Annotated in this window: 1 protein-coding gene; it reads right to left on the reverse strand. The window is 36.7% G+C overall.

Annotated features, from left to right (window positions below):
• Positions 1-183 precede the first annotated feature (183 nt).
• Positions 184-1,356, reverse strand: coding sequence for an ABC transporter substrate-binding protein (locus AC06OU_RS14055; RefSeq protein WP_475856607.1), 1,173 nt, complete (start codon positions 1,354-1,356; stop codon positions 184-186).
• Between the last annotated feature and the right edge of the window lie 291 nt (positions 1,357-1,647).

The raw sequence follows: 1,647 nt of genomic DNA on the forward strand, positions 1-1,647 counted from the left end.
ACCATCGTATATCCAAGGGCGATTAAGGCATATATACTTCCTAGTGAAATACCATTAATCAACTGTTGAACCCATTCCATGTAGTTACACTCCTTATCTTTAGAGTCAGCACAAGTCTAACCCCATTTCTCATAGAGTCACAGAAAAGGAGGGAATGAATCCCTCCGTTATTAGTAACAATATTTATGGATTAACCTTTGTATTAAACACTTGCTCTCCATCTACGAACTCAATAATGGTTGCTGATTTCACTGGGTGGTGATTCTCATCCATTGAATACAGTCCTGTTACAAGATCTAGATTGTCTGTTGCTTCTAATGCCTCTTTAATTTTTGCTCCGTCTGTTGAATCTGCTCTCTCAATTGCATCCTTTAAAAGGTAAACAGTGTCATAGCCTAATGCGTGGAAGGAGTTAGGAGCTTCCCCATATTTTTCATTGAACTTATCTGAGAATGCTTTTGCTTTACCATCTGGATCCTCTGAAGAATAAGCAGTGATAATATATGTGTTATTTAATGCGTCAGCACCTGCTAAATCAACAATAGTCGGTGAATCCCATCCGTCTGCTCCCATCAATGGTACAGTGATCCCCATTTCACGAGCTTGCTTGACGATGAGACCGACTTCCTCGTAATAACCTGGGATAAAGATGAAATCTGGATTTTTAGATTTAAGACTTGTTAATGTAGAACGGAAATCTGTATCTTTAGCAACATAAGATTCCTCTGCAACAATTTTTCCGCCTGCAGCTTCAAAATCCTTCTTAAAGGAAGCTGCTAAGCCTTTCGCATAATCACTACTATTATCTGCGTAAATCGCTACGTTTTTAACCTTTAATTCATTAGCAGCAAAATTAGCTGCTACTGTTCCTTGGAAAGGATCAATAAACGCTGTGCGGAAAGCATACTCATTCACTTTACCCTTCTCATTAACTGTTACAGTGGTACTTGTTCCTGATGGAGAAATAAGTGGAACTTCGTTTTTTCCAGCAACCTCTACTTGCGCTACAGTGTTACCACTAGTTGCTGCTCCAATTATCGCGACAACTTTATCTTTTGTAATAAGCTTGATTGCTCCGCTCGTTGCTTCACCAGCATCCGATTTATTATCGACTTTAACAAGTTCGATTTTCTTTCCATCAATACCACCATCTTCATTTATTTCTTCTACAGCGAGATCAATTGCTTTGTCTTCTGATTGACCATAAGATGCAGTACCACCAGATAGCTCAAGATTAATACCAATTTTAATCGTATCTCCGCCATCCCCTGAACCGCCTTCACTATTGCATCCTGACAATACCCCTACTAAAAGAGTCGAAGCAAGAAATAATGAAGCAAACTTTGATTTTTTCATATAATGTACCCCCTGTTTGTTTGAAAATTTTGAAATCTAAAAGCATACTAATCTCTTTCTCAAAGTAAACTTATTCCAAAATTTACATTACGTAATACAATTACATTGTAAAACAAAGAAATGATTCAGTCTATAAAAATTTGACTAATACGAATTTTGATAATATTCAATATACTAATATACTATTTTAAAAATAGACTAAGAATATTTCTAGCTTTAATAAGATGCTTTATTGGCTTCAAGACGTACGATAAGCAATATCCACAGCTTTGAGGCGTCTTCCTTCTCCTT

It is taken from the genome of Psychrobacillus sp. (assembly GCF_056205495.1).